This is a genomic window from Geobacillus sp. WSUCF-018B, assembly GCF_002809985.1.
GTDB classification, from domain to species: Bacteria; Bacillota; Bacilli; order Bacillales; family Anoxybacillaceae; genus Geobacillus; species Geobacillus thermophilus.
This window is the reverse complement of sequence record NZ_PIJF01000136.1, coordinates 1-1,273: the sequence shown is the minus strand read 5'-3', so window position 1 is coordinate 1,273 and position 1,273 is coordinate 1. Positions and strand designations below refer to the sequence as shown.

General features: G+C 54.9%; 1 protein-coding gene. It reads left to right on the top strand.

Annotation, left to right across the window (positions count from 1 at the left end; translation table 11 throughout):
- Window positions 1–156 precede the first annotated feature (156 nt).
- The coding region (locus CV944_RS16985) for an IS110 family RNA-guided transposase (RefSeq protein ID WP_100664572.1) at window positions 157–1,273 on the top strand (1,117 nt) is incomplete at its 3' end.

Sequence of the window (1,273 nt, the reverse complement as noted above, 5' to 3'; positions counted from 1 at the left end):
GTATCTATGGTACGTAAAAGTCCGATATATAGACGGACCCCAGTAGTCTGGTGCACCACGGAATGTCGCTCCCTTGAGGGAAGCACGCAGGATAGAATGCTTGAACAAAGGCTGCTGCACCAGCTGTTTTTGAGAACGAAGCAGGGAGGAAGACCGATGCGCGTCTTGTATGAACGCTGTTGCGGATTGGACGTGCATAAGCAATCGATTACGGCTTGCGCCCTTACCCCTGAAGGAAAAGAGATTCGCACGTTTGGTACGCTGACCGACGATCTCGAGGAGTTGGTGGATTGGCTGAAAGAAAAAAAGGTGACGCACGTTGCCATGGAGTCGACGGGCGTATATTGGAAGCCAGTGTATAATCTCCTCGAAGCAGAGCCGATCGAAGTGCTTGTCGTCAATGCCCAACACATCAAAGCGGTTCCCGGGCGAAAGACCGATGTCAAAGATGCCGAATGGATCGCGGACTTGCTTCGCCATGGATTGCTAAAAGGGAGTTAYATCCCTCATCGGGCTCAGCGGGAGCTCCGGGAACKGGTCCGTTATCGGCGCAGTTTGATCGAGGAACGGGCACGGGAGCTCAACCGCATCCAAAAAGTGCTGGAAGGAGCCAATATCAAGCTTTCTTCGGTCGTATCCGACATCAACGGGATGTCGGCCCGGCTCATCATTCGCGCCCTTATCGAAGGAAAGGACGATCCGGCGGCCCTCGCCCAGCTCGCCAAAGGGCGGCTGAAACAAAAAACGGAAGAGCTCCGGCGCGCRTTGAAAGGAGTGATGGGGCCGCATCAACGCATGATGCTGGCCGAGCAATGGCGTCATGTGGAGTATTTAGATGAAGCGATTGCCCGGTTGGATCGGGAAATCGAGGAACGAACGAGCCCTTTTCATGAAGCGCTGGAGCTCATCGATACGATCCCGGGAGTGGGGCGGCAAAGCGCGGAACAAATTGTAGCGGAAATCGGGACGGATATGAGCCGGTTCCCTACCGCCGCGCACTTGGCCTCATGGGCCGGAATGGCTCCCGGGAATCATGAGAGTGCAGGGAAACGGTTGTCAGGTCGAACGAGGAAAGGGAACAAGAAGCTGAGGTCGTGCCTCGTGGAATGCGCCCGTGCCGCCGCCCGAACGAAGAACACGTACCTATCGGCCAAGTATCATCGGATCGCCAAACGAAGAGGAGCGAATCGAGCGAGTGTCGCGGTCGGGAGAACGATTTTAGAAATGATCTATTATATCTTAACTCGAAAGGAACCGTATAGAGAGTTGGGAG